The following is a 721-nucleotide window of genomic DNA, read 5'->3' as shown; positions in this document are numbered from 1 at the left end:
CCGATGCCGCCCGCTTTTACGTTAAGCGTATCCTGTACTGTCTCCAGCAGCAGTACATCAACCCCGCCTTCAATCAATGCCAAAGCCTGCTCGTAATAGGCGTCGACCAATTCCTCAAATGTAACACCACCGGTAACGGACAGCGTTTTAGTCGTCGGGCCGATAGAGCCGGCGGCATATCTGGGCCATTCGGGAGTCGAATATTTCTCTACCGCTTCGCGTGCCAGTCGTGCCGCAGCCAGATTAATCTCCCGCGCGCGGTTCTGTAGATTATATTCGGCCAGGACAATGGACGTTGCACCAAATGTATTGGTCTCGACAATGTCCGCTCCCGCCTCCAGATACGTCTCATGAATACCGCGAATTACATCCGGGCGGGTAAGGTTCAGCATTTCGTTACAACCTTCATACTCTTCACCGCCGAAGTCTTCCGGACCGAGATTTGCCTGCTGGAGCATGGTACCCATCGCCCCGTCAATAATCAAAATTTTGTTTGTCAATTGGTGCTCTATCGACAGCTTTTTCACCGCTGTTTCACTCATGGCAATCGCCCTCTCTTCCGTGCAAAGTAAAATAAAAAAGACCTCCCGAAAGAAGGAAGGTCTCTGATGTCCGTCAAAGCACACGTACCCTTATCTTTCAGGAAATAAATCCTGCTGGAATTGGCACCGTGTATTCTACATACCGGTTGCCGGGCGTCATTGGGCCAGTCCCTCAGCCT

General features: G+C 51.5%; 1 protein-coding gene and 1 riboswitch. The gene reads right to left on the bottom strand.

All coding sequences use genetic code 11. The features are described from left to right. The coding region (locus B2899_RS14895; RefSeq protein ID WP_286886830.1) for a homocysteine S-methyltransferase family protein at positions 1 to 542 on the bottom strand (542 nt) is incomplete at its 3' end. A gap of 95 nt (positions 543 to 637) precedes the next feature. Next, positions 638 to 721: riboswitch (SAM riboswitch) on the bottom strand.

It is taken from the genome of Aneurinibacillus sp. UBA3580 (assembly GCF_002375825.1).
In the GTDB taxonomy this organism is placed as follows: domain Bacteria; phylum Bacillota; class Bacilli; order Aneurinibacillales; family Aneurinibacillaceae; genus Aneurinibacillus; species Aneurinibacillus danicus.
The sequence above is the reverse complement of the archived record's forward strand: the minus strand, read 5'-3'. Positions and strand labels throughout refer to the sequence as shown.